Origin of the sequence: Vibrio tapetis subsp. tapetis, from assembly GCF_900233005.1 — a bacterium.
GTDB lineage: Bacteria > Pseudomonadota > Gammaproteobacteria > Enterobacterales > Vibrionaceae > Vibrio > Vibrio tapetis.
In genome coordinates, this window is record NZ_LT960611.1 from 1012618 (window position 1) to 1028176 (window position 15559).

The window sequence follows — 15559 nt, forward strand, 5'->3', positions numbered from 1 at the left end:
CCCTCTTTATTGACGACTTAATCTACCAATGTCGTTGATTGACGCGTTGCCGTTGATGAATGGTTAGACAACCGACGAACAAGCAGCGCGACATCTTCAAAAATCATGACAAAGCAGGGACTAAAACTAACGTTATAATTGTTGCAAACAATATCCCATAGCCCATTGACGTTGCTGCTGGTATCAAAAACTGCGCTTGTGGCGATGTTTCAGAAAGCAACGGAACCAACCCTAAATAGGTGGTTGCAGAGGTTAATAGAATGGCTCTTAATCGCCCTGTCCCAGATTCTATAAGTGCATCTTCGACACTTAGACCTTGTGACCTTCTCGTATTGTAGCGAGAGATCAGCAATAGGCTATCATTGACGACCACACCGGTTAAAGCCAACATGCCAAAAAGAGACAAAATACTCATTGGTATGCCTTGTATTAAGTGCCCCATCAACGCCCCCACAATTCCGAATGGAATAGTGCACATAATCAAAAGCGGCTGAAAGTACGAATTCAACGGAATCGCTAATAAAGCGTAAATGGCAATAAGAGCAATCAAAAATACGCTGTACAACGAATTAGAGATTTTTTGTTTTTCCTGTTCTTGGCCAGATATAACAATGCTCACATCGCGATAAGCCACACCAAGATCGTTAAACAGATCGTTTTTCAATAGAGCCATAACCTGTTCTGGAGAGGTGACGCTTTTGTCCACATCAGCAGATACTGTGTTAACTCTATTGCGATCAATACGTTCAATGCTTTTTGCCACATAACGAGTAGAGATGTCCGCTACGCTGGATAACGGGACTGACTGCCCATCATTCAATCTGACTCTAGCATATTTCAAGTTGTCTAAAGTCTTTCTTTTATCTTCAGGATATTGGATTTTAACCGCCACTTCATGCTCCCCTTTTTGGTAGCGCTGAATCTCATAACCCTGATAAGAAAAATTGAGCTGTTGCAACAAACTCGCGGTTGTCATGCCCATGGATAAACCAACCTGGTTCACCTTGATGTCAATTTGAGCTTGAGCTCGTGTCAAACTGCTTTTAATACCAAACACACCATTAACCTGGGCTAAATAGGCTTCCAATTCTTTACCCGCTGCCGAGATCGTCTTTTCATTTTTACTTCTCAGCTCAATACTGATCGCTTTATCTTTAATCATATCGGCCGCGAAATTAGCGCTTCGTATTCCCTCTAACGGTTTCATCATAGATTGCCAGTATTTCGCTATAAAAGCCGCAGAAAAAGGTCTTTGACTGTTGTCAGATAAGCTCACTACAATTTGAGCGCTTTGATTGGTGGTATCCGATAACACATTTTGTATTGGAGACACCGTCAATTGGTACTCTTCAAGTAATTTGTGATTAACCACGTCAGCCATGCGTTCAACTTTTTCAGTTTGACTCTGCACTAGGCCATAGCCTGCATCTTCCTGAAAGGCCAAATCAATCGTAATAAAGTCGGTTGATATTTCAGGGAAAAAGACAGACCTGACTTTTCCTGAAATCAACGTCCCACTAATAAGAAAGACAACCGAGATAGAAACACACATAACGGCATATCGGTAGGCTATCACTTGCTTTAAACACGGTTTATACACGTGTGATGTGAAATATTTCAGCCCGTTTAACACGCGCTGTTGAAGTTTATTCCAAAGGATTGCAATTCTTGCGGTTGAACGAGATTTCATGCGCACATGCGCTAGATGTGCAGGCAGGATAAGCTTGGACTCAATAAGGGAAAAGAATAAACAAAATGCAGCTGCGAGCGCAAACTGAGAGAATATTTTACCCATTTCACCCTCAATTAAGCTTAATGACATAAAGGCCACCATGGTGGTGAGCACACCAAAGGTGGTCGGGGTCGCAACTTTCTGTGCACCAGTGATTGTAGATTCTAAGGTTGCTCCATACTTCTCTCTTTGTTCATAGATACTCTCTCCAATGACGACGGCATCATCAACCACGATACCCAGTGCCATAATGAACCCAAACGTCGTCAGTTCATTAAGAGTCAGCCCCCATAAAGAATCCCCCATCAGTACCATCGCGCCGGCAAAAACAACCGGAATACCAAGTCCTACCCAAAATGCGACACGAATATTGAGAAACAATGCGAGCAACAGAACCACAAAGAAAATACCCTGCATTCCATTTTTCAGCAGTAAATTAAGGCGATGCTTAATTGGTTCACTTTGATCGTTCCACATGGCGACATTTACGCCCTTTGGAAGGGTGCTCTTAAAAGCCTCAACGATCGATCTTGCGCTTTTTGCTACATCATTGATGTTGGATTTTCCATACATCTTCACCGTCAAGCCAACAGATGGGTGACCGTTGTAACGCGTTAAATAACCATTTGGCTCAAATTGTTCATTTACATTTGCTACATCTGAAAGGACCAGCGTTTGCCCATTTAACAGGTTTTTTATTGGCAACGCTGCAAATTCACTTGCCTCTCGACTTTGTTGCTCAGACTTTAAAATTAATGTTCCCTTGGCGCCTTTAAGTTCCCCCGCGGTTTGATTCAACGACTCGGCTTTGATCTGGTTAACAATAGACTCAATTGTTAAGTTTTGAGCAAGCAACTTTCTTTCATCTACTTCAATGATGATTTGTTCTGGTTTTCGGCCGATGTAGTTCACTTTTTGAATATACGCAGATTCAAGCAACTTAGACCTGAGCTCTTCCATGTAGCTATGTAGCGCGCTTGAATCGACCTCACCATATAGGTTGATTGAAATAACATCTTCTACGTCTTCTTGCCTCGTGATTACAGGCTGCTTCGCGTCGGTTGGTAGATCACTGACACCATCTACTTTCGTTTTGATCTCTTGATACAAACGATCAAGAACGTAGCCACTGGATTTAGTCGCGGTGACGGTTACTCCATCGCCATCCGATACGCTGGATAAACTCTTAATTCCTTCCACCCCTTGTAAGGCGTTTTCAATTTTTGAGGCAATTCCTTCTTCTGCAGAACTGGCGGAGCCACTGTCATATTTGACAAAAATACTAATGCTGCTCGGCGGAATACTAGGGAAACTTTCTACTCTAGAGCGCATAACTGACAATGCCCCAGCGACCAGTATGATGATCATCAGTAAGTTGGCCGCAACTGGGTTAGTCGTAAACCAAGCAATGATGCCGGTAGGATGTTTATCAGTGTTCATCGTTCACCTCACGCGTAGACTCAACGGTAACCACATCCATTCCTGCGATATAGTGCGAAAGTGGCTTAACGACAAGAGAGATCGACTCTCCAAGTTCCTTTCTTCCAATGCCGATATGATCAACACTATGAAACAACACATTGGGCTTATGACGTTCCAATACTTCGTTTCGAACAATCCAGAGGAACCCATCCGCGGTAAGAGAAGACGAAGCGATGATGTAGCTGTCTGGGTAGGCTTTCCCTTGAATATCAACCTCAACAAAGCTGCCAAATAATAGGGCTTGTTTCTGTTTAAGGGGGTCAGGAATTTCGAGCGTAAGGTTCCTCATCCTGGTCTTTTTATCGACCAATAAAGATAATGATGTCGCTTTTGCGTACCAAGTCTCCTCAGGGCTACTTTTTGAGCTGATCGTAATATTGAGGTCTGACAAATCGCGAGGGAGCTGTCGCCAGTCATTTTCTGGAAGCGCTAATAAAACCTCCGCAACATCAATTGATTTGATTTTCCCAAGCTTACTGCCCGACGCAATGTAGCCTCCCATTGTTACCGACTGCTCGCTTACGATACCGTCAAAGGGCGCGTAGATTTTCGTATCCAACAAGTTTTTCTTTGCGTCATTTAGTGTTTGTTTCGCAGCGAGATAACTCGTTTTTGCGATGTTTAGTTGTGGTTGTCGTAAGGCAAGTGGGCTCGGCTTTTCACTGATACCAGAAGATTGCCATTCTTTTCCGGCCCTTAGATGCTTTCTTTCTTCTTGAAGCAGCGCTAAATGTGCCTCGGCCAAGGCTTTTTCTGCATTGGCTACCAGCACTTTGTAAGATGAATCATCAATTTTCAGCAAGAGTTCTCCCGCTTTTACTCGATGCCCTACCTTAAGCGCTTTTGATGTCCAAATCGCCTTACCTGACACTTGGCTAATTAACGACAGTGTTTCTACTGGCATCACTTCGCCATACCCTTTTATGGATGAATGATGTTCACCGGCCTTTAAGCTTTGTGTGGTAACGCTAGTCACAGGAACGAGTGACTGATCCCCTATGACTTCGGGTTGTTCAATAGGTGCACTTAACACGTAATAAGCGGTCAATGGAATACCCAATATGCTTAACAAGGTTAAAACGCCCTTTTTAATATCCAGTTTTTTCATTTCTATATTCCCATCCCAAGTGCAAGTCCCAATGAGATTCGATTTGAAAATCGCGCTTGCTGAGTTTGTATTAATTGTATTTTTGATTGATAGATTGACCGTTGTGCAATGAGTAATGCCAACACATCGCTCGCACCATCTTGATATAAGTTTTGGTAGTTTTTCATACTAGAAATGGAATAGATGTGAGCATCTTGATAATGCTGCTCTTGCTGATTAAGGTAGTACTCTTGGTCTAGGGCAATCCCGACTTCGGTCATGGCATTAAGGAGTTTCTTCTGATAATTGATGAAGGCAACGTTTGCTTTAAGCTCCGCTATTTTTGCCTGAGTCTCTAGGTTGCCTTGATTAAAAATGGGGGCCGTAATACCGCCAACGAGGCTCCAAAGTGAGGGATTGTCAATGAGCTGATTCGATGAACTTCCCGCTTTATAAACCGAGGACGTCAAGGTCAATTTAGGCAGCAGGTCCTTATACGCAATAGAGGTATCTTTATCCGCTGCAATCACCGTTTGATACGCAGCTAATAGATCAGGGCGTGAAGCTAACATGTCTCCAGGTAGCGTTAGCGGTGGCGCTTCAATTTCAGGGGTATCAATAGTCGAGAAATCAAGATGTTGCCCCACTTTCCCACGTAGTACATTTAGACGACGAATCGCCGCAAGTTGTTGCTGTTCGCGCGATGCGAGCGCTGCTCTGATTCTATAAGTTTCTGCGCGAGCAGTATCAAGATCGGCTTGTTCTTTAAGCCCGTCGAGTACTTGCTCGGCCACGATTCCCTCAGTTTTAGACAAGCTCGCTATCCAGCGGTTTTCTACGTCAATTATTTTGGCCCGATAAACGACGTCTAGCCACGCTTGGATCACACGGGCGACTAAAGAGTTTTTTGCGTAGATATAATCGAGTTCACTTGCCTTTGCTTTAGCGGAGGCAGAATCTGAGGTATCGGATAATCTTCCCCAAACATCGAGCTCCCAACTCAAATCTAAAGATATTCTTTGGTTATTAGTAATCGACCCAGTTTTATTTCTTGAGACTTGGTACGAACTGGTAAGCGTAGGTTCTTGATAACGGCCGCTTTGCGCATCCAAGAGACTAGCTTGCTCTAAGCGCAACGCTGTACTTTTGAGATCATGGTTGTTTTCGATGGTGTCTATAACGAGTGCAGAAAGCTCTTTGCTATTGACAAGATCAAGCAGTTGCTGTGATAAGGCCGTATTCACATACTCTTGTGCGTTTTCCCAATTCTGTGGGACGGCGATCGTATTATCGCGGTCAAGCTTCTCTGAATGATTAAGAGAGGTGCACCCCGCCAACGCCGTAAAAATACAGATAACCAACAGTACTTTAGAGTTTGATATGGACGTCATTGTGTCTAGCTCCAATGGATTTGAAGCTATTTATACGCAATGCTTAGTAAAAATGAGGTGAAATGTACCGAGTGATCTCCGAATTTATTGTCATGAAAACCTTTCCTCTACAATCAGGGGTGGATATAAGCCAACACTTAGTGCGATTAACCAAGACCGACGTTGATAATTGAATGTACTTAGCATCAATCATTAAATGATGAGCTGACTTTGCAGCGCTATTTCATGTGATTCCATCGCTTTCCAACAAGTGTCGTCCCACCATTTCTCTATTAAAAAGGGCCATGAAGTCTAATTTTCACTTTCACATTCTCCCCCTGCGTCAGGCTAGTTGTCACTGTTAAAAAATAACCAATTAGAGGGGCGGTGACAGAGGAAATATGTCTCGTTACTCACAAGAAAGAAAAGAAGCTGTATTGAAAAAGTTGTTACCCCCACACTCTCGCTCTGTGGCTGAAGTAGCAAAAGAAGAAGGCATCAGCGATGCGACACTGTATTATTGGCGAAAACGACTTCGAGAATCAGGAGCCGTTGTGCCAAACAGTCATGCCCCTTCAGAGCATTGGTCCGCGCAAACTAAGTTAGCCATTGTCGCTGCGACGTTTTCTATGACAGAAAATGAATTAAGCCAGTACTGCCGTGAAAACGGGTTGTACCCCGAAGAAATCCAGCAGTGGCGTAGCGAATGTATGCAGGGGTTCATATCATCAAAGGAGCGTGAAGCCGAGGCAAAGAAACAAGCTAAAGCCGATAAGCATGAAATCAAAGAATTAGAAAAAGAGATTCGCTTTAAAGAGAAAGCATTAGCGGAAACGGCAGAGTACAACCAACGAAAAGAAGACTTAATGCGCCTTCTTTTTTTCAATTACTTTCTCACCGAAAGTTTACTACTAGCACCTTTAGTCACTTGGCTTTCTAGGCTTAAGATTCCAGTATGCTTTGGTATGATTGTTCTTTCCGCTGACGTTACGTTCGTTGCGAAGGTAATGGCGAATTGCTTTCGCCGCGGAGGATTCTAAGGCTGCCCAAACAACATCAATTTGCTCTAGTGCTTTTAATATCGTAAGCACTTTCTCACCCTGTTCGTTTTCAGCACAAACGACTCTGTGTACACTCGAATTTTCCGGAAAAGCATCTCCCGAAAAATAGCTCTGATCCGTTGCTTTAGCACTGACCAAAATGACAATTGGTGGTGCCTGTCCCTTCCAGTTTTCAAGAATACCCGCTAATGCTGGGTACGCCGTTTCATCTGCAATCATCAAAGCTTGGCCATTTACAAGATGAGGGTGCTTATCCGCCGTTTCTGAGCGGCTCATGATGACATCACCGATAGATAACTGTTCTGCCCATTGACTTCCCGTCGTCTCACCATGTGTATAAATATCAATCTCGCCTCTGTCATAAAATGAGACGGTATCGCTACTTTTCCATGACCTCCTCAATGTATAGAGCCGAACATTTTTGTTGGTTTTGTAGAGCATTTTTTCTCGATTCTTCTTCGAGAGATTTTTCATCAACCAAATAAAAAGATGATCCGATATGCTCTTAATCCAGTGCTTTTTATCGTTTTTATGAGTGCTTTCAATAGCCTTCTTTTTCATACCTTTTAAGACAAAAGCATAGGCATAACCAGGGTAATATTCTGGTAATGCCATATTGCTCCCCACCGTTAAGCGAATGATGTTTTCAGTAATATTTTGCTTACCAAGCACCTCAAAAAACTGCTTACCTGAACCTGAAAAATCTTGCCCCTGCTTTACGATGCCGGCATAAGCTAAGTAAAGAATTTTGTCTTCCAAACTCCCTTCTATCTCAAACGGAACAAACATCATCTGTTTTTTAGGATCCATTTTAAAATCCACTTCAATTCGCACCCCTTCTTCAAAGATATCTTCAACTTTAGCGGATTTGATTTCTAGATTAGAGGCATGGGTTTTGGCGATGGCTAATAGTTCTTCTTGGTGATCTTGATTGACGTGATCGATGATATCAATCTTATGATCAACATTGCTGATCTGAGTATGGCTGTTCATAATGCTTTAAGGCTTCTGCTAAATAAAAGTAAAAACAGAGACTCAGATGAGCCTCTGCTAACATGTAAGGATCTGGTTGAAAAAGCCTTACATTCGGTACATTGCACTAAGGCCGATAGTCCGAGACTGCCCAACGGAAGCAAGAGAACCGGCACGGTAATAAACTGCGTCTTCGTCGGCTAGATTCTTAACATAAGCATTGATAGTAAGTTCACCAACGTTATAACTAACGCGAACATCAAGCAGCGTATAGTTACCGGCTTTAGAGTCTTTAGTGTTCTCAAGATCTGAGTAGTACTCTCCGACGTGCATTGCATCTGCACCAACAGTCCAGCGCTCACCTAGGTATTGTGTGACACCAAAAGCGATATTTGCATTAGGTGCATTGGTAAGTTCATTACCCTCATACGCACCACCTTCGTCAATCTTACTTTCAAGCAGACCAATCGAGCCTCTTAGTTCCACGCTGTCACTAACCCAAGTTATGCCTTCAACTTCTAGTCCATAAGTATGCGATTTATCCACATTTTCGATAGTGAAACTGCTCGTTCCTGCCTGATAACCGCGGTAGTCGTTGTAAAAAATGTTAGCATTCAATGATGTACCACCAGAAAATAGACTCCTACTGCTCAGCTCAAACGCCGAAACAGTCTCGCTGTCATAACTATATTCGTCGCCAAAAAAGCTAATACCGGCACCTGATGGGCTATAACCTTTGCGTGCGGTTGCGGCAACAGTGGTTGATTCCAAGATGTCGTGCACTAAGCTCAACTTCGGCAGGTAATAAGTACCCCTATTATTCTGTTTGCTGCTCCCACCGGAGAAACGTGTAGAACTGGTTTTATCCGAATTTTCATTCTCGATACGCAGACCGGTAACCACTCTCGATGTCTTCGACAGTTCGTAAGTACTTTCCCCATAAATAGCACTGGTTACTGTTTGATATTTCGTTGCGATATTAAAATTTGACGTAGAAAGTGACGCATCTTTATTCGAAACATACAACCCGATGACACCCGTTAAATCAGAATCACTACCGTTAAACAACAGTCGGTTTTCTAGTGCGTAGGTTTCATTATTGACATCGTATGTATGGCCTGTTGAATAAGCATCATCATGGATATCAGAGCTTGAACGGCTAATATGCAATGAATTCGTGACACTTGGGGCAATCTGATAGTCAACTTCCACAGCAATAGAATCAGCGTTAGAATCTTGTAGGCGAACTTCATTTCTGCCTCCTAACGTAAATTTTTGAGAATCGATGCCTTCGTCAGTATTACTCGCAAAATTGGCATGTTCTCCCTTATTTTTACTGTAATTAAGCGTCAGTTTAGCCTTTAATTCAGGAATATTTGTTGGCTCCCATAACAGTTTTCCTCGAGCGTTTAGGCTGTCGGACTCACTTAAATTAGGCGTATCAAAGCCATTCGTATCGTAATTAAGCCACCCTTCTCCAGTGCTGCCATTAATCACCACTCGGTAAGCTAATTCATCCTCCACCAGAGCGCCTGAAGACATCAGCCCTATGTTATATTTCATGTTGCCGTTCTTATAGTTCTCAAACCCACTTCGAACCGCCGCTTCATTAAAATACGTTGGATCTTTGGTATTAATCACAAGCGCTCCACCGATAGCACTCGATCCCTGAGCTGTCGATTGTGGACCTCTCAGTATTTCCAACTGCTCAACATCCCAAAGCGTTACTGGGTTAAAGTTATAGCCAGAATAGTCTTGGGTGACGCCATCGACCACTGTCACCACACGAGCACGAGCTCCGGTTAAATAGGCAAGCCCACCGGTTGCAGCCCCTCCGCCCGAAATGCCTCGTATCGAAATATTGCTAAACGAACTACCAATAACATTTGGCGCAAGAACGGCTGTTTCTTTGGCTTTATTGTACTCACCCGACTCTAACTTGTCTTGAGATATAACGGTGACACTGGTTGTTACGTCTTTAATACTCTTATCTATCTTATCACCAGTTATAACATAAGTTTCCACGCCATCATTCTGTGTATTTGCCGTTGAATAAAATGGAATACTACTGATGCTAACTAGCCCTAATGCGATTAAACGGTTACGATTTAATGTAGTGATACTAATATCACTGTGTGAGCGATTCATGAGTTGAGGCTCCCTTTCAAAATAGACTTAAACATAAATAAAAGATTACATAATTTAATCTTGACGATATTAATTACAATTACTAAAAATAATTTTCCTTTGGGTATCTCACAAATTGAACCTGACTAAAAAATTCAATTATTCATAATCATACTGTTTTAATGTTAGCGTTCCATTGTCGCTTATTATCGAGAGTAATCGCCAAACTAAAATAAGAATGAAGAGAGCAATTACAGAACCAATTATGGTTGCCAAGCTATACCCGACGTGTTTCGCTACTGCCATACTTGCCCATGAATAAACAAAACCAATAAAGGAAGCGACACTGATCTGTAAAGTGAAGAATGTCGCTTTGTGATATGTAAGCGAGGCCTTGTCCATAAAGATGGTAGCGGAAATAACGAGTAAAGCAGGAAAACTAATAAAATGTGCTGCAATGACTAAATGTACCGTCCCTTTATCTGTAAAGCCAAGCGCAGGAAAGATCATCAAAGATAATGCAAAGACTTGAAAACAGAGCACTACCATTAGTGCATTGTTTCGCCCTACTTTAGCGATCAAATACGCCGCTAACATCGCCGAAACAAAACCCACAATAGAACCAAAAATTTTGATCGAGAATCCTACATCTGGTAACGACCAACCACTATCAATAAGGATAGGACTGAGTAACGCAAACCCCCAAGTTGATGATAACGGGTAGATGAGCAAGATACAGAACCAATATTTATGCTGAACTAAAAATCCCTTTATATCTTTAAATAAACTAAAATAACTTTGTGACGTATTACACTCTTCACTTTCTGGTTCTTTATACATACATACTTGGAATAATGCGAAAGATGTCAGTAAAGATAGAATCAAGAATGAACCTTGCCATTGTAGCCAAGGATAAAATATAAGTAGTACCCCACCACCGATAATATTACCCAAAAGATTACCTGAAAATTGCACGCTACTTGAGAACTTCCGCTCTTCTGGTTGAAATAACTTACAGGACAAACCATCAACCGAAACATCTTGTAAGCTCATAAACAAAACATATAGGCAGATAACTGCCAACATACTAGAGAATTGATCCACAATATCCATCGAGCCAACGATAAGAAGAAGAGAAACCATACCTATATTAGAAAATATTAACCAGCTTCGATATTTCCCTTGAAATACTAAGCGATACTTATCGATAACTGGTGCATAAAAAATTTTACCAATCAGAGGCAAGGCAACGAGGTTTAGTAACGCTAATTTATCTAAAGGTACGCCCTGTTGCCGTAAAATGGCCAAAGCAGCGGAAAGTATGAATGCAATGCCAATGTATTGAGTAGTATAGATACTGGCTAACATTATCCATGGGTGTTTAGTGCTATTCATCGGTCTTAAACTAACGTCCTTTTACTACATTCAGAATCAAATGCCTTAGCACTTAATGAGAATGAGTTGCATAAGCAATACTATTTGTGTTGATTGGCAATTATAATGCGTAAATTGCCGAGCGCTTTCGAATGAGGTCGTATTCCTTTCGAAAACCGTCAATTCTAGGCCGTTTTGTTAAGCTGCAATGAATGCCGATATTCGCTAGGAGTCATACCGATTTCATTTTTGAACAGTGTGGCGAAATGGGCTTGGCTCTTGTAACCAATGTCACTCGCAATCTGACTAATAGCGACGTCGCTCCCCAATAGGTCAGCAGCAGCACTAAGCCTTTTTTTACTCAACCATTTTCGAAAGCTCAAACCGAACAGATCTTTAACGTCTTGCTTTATATAAGTTTGGTTACTTCTGGCTAGGCGTGCCACCGTGGACAACGTCCAATCCTGATCTAGATTGCTCTCTATATGAACAAGTGCATCGTTTAAATAAGATAATCGTGACGACGGCTGATTCTGGCTCGATTCACGTCGCTTATGAAGAAATAGCGCTAACACCTCTAACGCCTTTGCTTTTATGAATAGCTTCCTTTCAAGCCCTTTGAATTCGCACTGCCAAATGGACTCGCAGCAACGCAATATATCTCCTGATATCGCCCCCAATTCTGAAAGCCTAGCTTCAGGCCGAAAATGCGTGGCTATGTCGTCGAGTGCATCTACCCCATATAAATGAAGTTGAGCTAACGGAATCATGATTGAAAAGTTCTGCCAAGTGGCGTTAACAGGAAAAAGAACACGGCTCGAGCATGGCTCGTCTGCTAACGCTACCGTGTAGTGATAGTTGTAATTACCCTGTTCTTCTGCATTACCACTTAATGAGCTATATTGGCATTGACCAAGAACCGTTATATAAAGCCCTGGTGTGAATAAATTTTCGACTACGGTATCTTCAGAAAAACAGTGATTCACAAAACGCACCCAACTGTGACTTTCAGCGTCCAGCTCAAGATGTTCGAAGGTAGTGAGGTTTTGAATTGAAATACTTTCCACGTGGCGCCCTTCCTAGAGAATCGTCGATACCGTTGCTTCGTAACTGAGCTGACAATATACATTCCGAATGATAATCATTATCATATACGTAATTGATAGAAATGTAACTCCATACGATCCGAAATGCTCCCTGACCGCAGAAAATACCTAACACTTCGCAAGGCTCAAAACTTTGATGATTCAAATACTATTTTGTTAGCTTTAGAAACGAAGAAAGCCCTGACTTTTTTCAGTCAAGGCTTTCACAGTGAGGACTCACGACTAAGTTCCTCACTCACTGCACAAATGCAATATTTCCTAAGTCGGCGAAAGAAGCAGGACAAACGACATCACTTTTAGCCGACGCTAAGCTTACTCTTTCGTTCCGCTTACTTCTGAGGAAGAACCTTTACTTCCAATACCGTATCGATATCGATGAGCCTAGCTGCAGCCAAAATATCCTCTTTAGTCACGGCAGCCAGTTTTTCTCCTGTCATTCCATCCGCTTCGATCATGTCTGGATATGTTTGAGCGGTTGAAACCAGAGCAAACCAATAACCATTACTCTCGACTTGCTGCGCGACTGCGTCGACTAAAGGCGTCACAGCTCGAGTGAGTTCATCATCGGTGATAGGTGTCGTTTGCAGTGAACGCAGCACATTTTTATACGCTTCAAATACACTATCGACTTGATCCAATGTCGTGTTGCTGTTCATCACTAAATAACCGAAATCTTTGAAGTTATACGATTGTTGACGTCCTACCCAGGGACTATAAGCTGCGCCCATTGCTTCCCTGATTTGTTTGGTTACACGCTGCTGAATGACATGCTCTAACAACAAGAAATCCAATGCTTGTTCGGTATTTCGAGCATCAGGTAAGTTCCAATAACTACTGGCTAAAGCCGTTGTTTTATCACCTTCATGATACCAAGTGACGTTCTCTTTTTTGATTTGGGGAAAGGCTATTTGGTAACGATCTAAGGTGTCATTAAGCTTAATATCTAAAGCGCCGAAAGTTTGCGCTACGTAATCTATCGCTTGCTGATTAGAGATATCGCCAACAACGCCAATCTCGATTGGCCCTTTGGCCACCGCACTCTCCACAATCGGTTTTAGATCCGACATGCTCACTTTATTAAGAGCATCTACCGTCGGCGGCGCCCATCGGAGGTCTCCGCCTCGCAGCTTTTGGCCAATGTGAAAATCTCTCACTTGCTCTGGGCTTTCTTGGTAAGTCTCTAAGTACTGTTTTACCGATTGTAAAGAGAAAGACTTCCCCTCTTCACGATAGCCCCCCTCTGTCATCAAAGCCGTAAAAACTCTCAGTTGATTAAGCACGTCTTCTTGAACTACTGCTTGTTGGGTTACAAATGCATTAGTGGTTACATGTGATTGCAAACCCATCGTGGTGCCCGAGAAAATACGCCCAAGCTCATTGATATCGTGCGCTTTAAGGCCGCCCGTTGCCATACCAACATTGTACAACTCAATAAGTGGCGCTTGAGCCGATGTAAGCGCCATTTTGCCTTTCCCCACCCTAACAGACAGGTAAACGACACCGCTTTCGAAATCGGTTTGTTTTACATTCAGCATCACACCATTTTCAAAACGGTAACTCGCTATGTTGCCATAATCCGATGTTCCAAGAAGTTTGGCTTTACCTGGTTGACCAAAATTCTGATAAGCGAACTCTGTGGTAACTTGCTCTTTGTACGGTTTGACTTGCTCGGCTTCACTTCTGACGTAAGCTTCAAGAACTTTTCTATGAATAATATCGATATCACGTCGCTTGGTTAAATAGATACGAGGGGGATGAGAAGCCCAACGCTTATTGAACGCTTCATTAACTGCTTGGCGTGTAAGCTGCCCTTTTAGCTCTTCAAACAAGGCAAGATCAGATTGTGCCGAAAGCATAATGTAACCGCTGTCGACCGCATTCATCGCGTGATTAGCTAATGCCGAACTGGATGCATCACCTGCGGTTTCTGCATTAAGCTTTAAGTCTTTTTCTAAGGCCATTAGTTGTCTCGATATCTCGCCGGGTGTAAAACCAAACTCGGCCGCCTGACGCAGAGTTCGCTCAAGAATCCTTACCCCATATGTTCCTTCGTTGTCAGCAGTAGTTAAGCCAATTTTACTGACGCGAGCAAAGCCGTAATCCAGCGACGAGTACATTGTTGAAGACAATATGTCACCGTTGCTTTCATACAAAATAGTGTCTAAACGTTTAGACAAAGCCCTGCGCCCTATCAAGTGCGTCCAATAATCCAGTACGGTTTCTTTTGAGCGAGCTTTTGGCTGCTCTTTCTCTATAAAGTTGAATTCAATTTGTGTTTCAATATTCGGGTCGACAAACACGTGCACTTCTTTATGAGTAGGCAGCACTAAATCAAACTTCGGATCCATTGCAGGTTGATATTCACTGTTCGTCCAGTTCGAAAAGTAATGCTTAACTCTCTCTAACATCACTTTACGTGGTAAATCTCCAGCCAAAATCAATGTCGTGTTCTTAGGAGCATAAAAAGTTTGGTAAAACTGACGTAAGTCGCGTTGCGTCACTTGCTCCATGCCCTTAATGGTTCCTAAGCCAATCTTTTGCGTTAAATCAGTACCTTTATAAAGGTAGTTCCCTTGATCAATGAATCGCTCTAACCAAACCGACTGCCGCTCTCTAACTTCTGAGAGGATCACCTTACGTTCACGTTCGATGGCATCTTTATCTAAGCTCAATTCAGAGGCGGTTTCGCGTAGCAAAAACAAGGCCGTGTTAACGCTCTCTGTATCCGCTTTAGGTAAGTCCAAGCGATAATTGGTGTTAGTCATGTCGGTCGTGGCATTCGTGTCGGCACCAAAAGCCAAACCGTGCCTTTCAAGCATGGCTACCATTTCTCCCTCAGGTACGTTGGTTGACCCATTGAAAGCCATATGCTCTAGAAAATGAGCAAGGCCCGGTTCGTCTCCTGTTTCTTGAAACGATCCTGCATCCACCAGCATTCGTATCGAAAGACCTTTCTTAGGCGTATCATTTTCAACGGTAATGACACGTAAGCCATTATCGAGTAACACCGACTGATAACGGGCATCAAGTGTCACATCCGATTGCGAAAACCAATTCGCTGATTCATTGGGTGCGGAAGTCGCCGTAAGTGGAAGACACGCCAAAGAGAGCAGTAATAGTTTGGTAGGAATTTTGGAATTAAACATAAAACACACAGACAACAAGTGATAATTAAGCTCAATCCTGTAGACCAGATAAATGCTTGTCAAGCAGTTAATAGCTACCCTAAATTAGATTGTATATTAGTA

The 15559-nt window shown here is 42.6% G+C and carries 9 protein-coding genes; 1 reads left to right on the top strand and 8 read right to left on the bottom strand.

The features are described 5' to 3' along the window. Nucleotides 1-103: 103 nt before the first annotated feature. Genes VTAP4600_RS04515 through VTAP4600_RS04525 form a run of 3 tightly spaced genes read right to left on the bottom strand, consistent with a single transcriptional unit; the run spans nucleotide 104 to nucleotide 5692 of the window. Entirely contained in the window at nucleotides 104-3172 is a 3069-nt protein-coding gene (locus VTAP4600_RS04515) for an efflux RND transporter permease subunit (RefSeq protein ID WP_102521694.1), read from the bottom strand. Continuing rightward, nucleotides 3162-4322: an efflux RND transporter periplasmic adaptor subunit gene (locus VTAP4600_RS04520; protein ID WP_102521695.1), complete on the bottom strand. Its 1161-nt coding sequence runs from the start codon at nucleotides 4320-4322 to the stop codon at nucleotides 3162-3164. The genes VTAP4600_RS04515 and VTAP4600_RS04520 overlap by 11 nt, the downstream gene beginning before the upstream one ends. Before the next feature lie 2 nt (nucleotides 4323-4324). Next, nucleotides 4325-5692 carry a TolC family protein gene (locus VTAP4600_RS04525; RefSeq protein ID WP_102521696.1) on the bottom strand — a complete coding sequence of 456 codons (1368 nt, stop codon included), beginning with the start codon at nucleotides 5690-5692 and terminating at the stop codon, nucleotides 4325-4327. Between the two features lie 380 nt (nucleotides 5693-6072). Between VTAP4600_RS04525 and VTAP4600_RS04530 the strand changes: the two genes are divergently transcribed. Continuing rightward, nucleotides 6073-6711, top strand: coding sequence for a transposase (locus VTAP4600_RS04530; protein WP_102521697.1), 639 nt, complete (start codon nucleotides 6073-6075; stop codon nucleotides 6709-6711). Here VTAP4600_RS04530 and VTAP4600_RS04535 read toward each other — a convergent pair. The 5 genes from VTAP4600_RS04535 to VTAP4600_RS04555 all read right to left on the bottom strand — a co-directional run bounded on the left by VTAP4600_RS04535 (nucleotide 6592) and on the right by VTAP4600_RS04555 (nucleotide 15457). Then, a complete protein-coding gene (locus VTAP4600_RS04535) occupies nucleotides 6592-7725 on the bottom strand; it encodes a siderophore-interacting protein (RefSeq protein ID WP_102521698.1) in 1134 nt (377 codons plus the stop codon). The two genes, VTAP4600_RS04530 and VTAP4600_RS04535, sit on opposite strands and share 120 nt — an antisense overlap. 87 nt (nucleotides 7726-7812) lie before the next feature. Next, nucleotides 7813-9852, bottom strand: a complete 2040-nt coding sequence (locus VTAP4600_RS04540; protein ID WP_102521699.1) for a TonB-dependent receptor — start codon at nucleotides 9850-9852, stop codon at nucleotides 7813-7815. Nucleotides 9853-9990: 138 nt separating this feature from the next. Next, nucleotides 9991-11199, bottom strand: coding sequence for an MFS transporter (locus VTAP4600_RS04545; RefSeq protein WP_197708657.1), 1209 nt, complete (start codon nucleotides 11197-11199; stop codon nucleotides 9991-9993). A gap of 191 nt (nucleotides 11200-11390) precedes the next feature. Then, a complete protein-coding gene (locus VTAP4600_RS04550; RefSeq protein WP_102521701.1) occupies nucleotides 11391-12272 on the bottom strand; it encodes a helix-turn-helix transcriptional regulator in 882 nt (293 codons plus the stop codon). 368 nt (nucleotides 12273-12640) lie between these two features. After that, entirely contained in the window at nucleotides 12641-15457 is a 2817-nt protein-coding gene (locus VTAP4600_RS04555; protein ID WP_102521702.1) for a M16 family metallopeptidase, read from the bottom strand. Nucleotides 15458-15559 lie beyond the last annotated feature (102 nt).

Coding starts and splice junctions, on each gene's coding strand:
- VTAP4600_RS04515 (WP_102521694.1), bottom strand. CDS start 3,172: ATGAACACTGATAAACATCCTACCGGCATCATTGCTTGGTTTACGACT.
- VTAP4600_RS04520 (WP_102521695.1), bottom strand. CDS start 4,322: ATGAAAAAACTGGATATTAAAAAGGGCGTTTTAACCTTGTTAAGCATA.
- VTAP4600_RS04525 (WP_102521696.1), bottom strand. CDS start 5,692: ATGACGTCCATATCAAACTCTAAAGTACTGTTGGTTATCTGTATTTTT.
- VTAP4600_RS04530 (WP_102521697.1), top strand. CDS start 6,073: ATGTCTCGTTACTCACAAGAAAGAAAAGAAGCTGTATTGAAAAAGTTG.
- VTAP4600_RS04535 (WP_102521698.1), bottom strand. CDS start 7,725: ATGAACAGCCATACTCAGATCAGCAATGTTGATCATAAGATTGATATC.
- VTAP4600_RS04540 (WP_102521699.1), bottom strand. CDS start 9,852: ATGAATCGCTCACACAGTGATATTAGTATCACTACATTAAATCGTAAC.
- VTAP4600_RS04545 (WP_197708657.1), bottom strand. CDS start 11,199: ATGTTAGCCAGTATCTATACTACTCAATACATTGGCATTGCATTCATA.
- VTAP4600_RS04555 (WP_102521702.1), bottom strand. CDS start 15,457: ATGTTTAATTCCAAAATTCCTACCAAACTATTACTGCTCTCTTTGGCG.